Genomic DNA, 371 nt, shown 5'->3' on the forward strand with positions numbered 1-371 from the left:
GAGACCACGCAGACCCTCTCGAGCCAGGTCGCCGGCGTCTCCGAGCAGGCCTCGAGCAACATGCAGTCGGTGGCGACTGCCACGGAAGAGCTCTCGGCGTCCGTCGAGGAGATCGGTCGCCAGGTCCGCGATTCCAGCCGTATCGCCGAAGCCGCCGTGGTGCAGGCCAAGGAAACCGATAACCGGATTGGAAAACTCTCGCATGCCGCGCAGCAGATCGGCGAAGTTGTCAAGCTGATCACGGCGATCGCCGAGCAGACCAATCTTCTCGCGCTCAACGCCACCATCGAAGCAGCCCGTGCCGGCGAGGCCGGCCGCGGCTTCGCGGTGGTCGCGAGCGAAGTGAAATCGCTGGCGAGCCAGACGGCCAA

At 65.8% G+C, this 371-nt stretch carries 1 protein-coding gene; it reads left to right on the top strand.

Annotation, left to right across the window (positions count from 1 at the left end):
- Window positions 1-371, top strand: a 371-nt coding sequence (locus tag AC0L2O_RS36455; protein WP_473373157.1) for a methyl-accepting chemotaxis protein, incomplete at both ends; no start/stop codon positions are given.

Source organism: Bradyrhizobium sp. Kon10 (assembly GCF_055807395.1).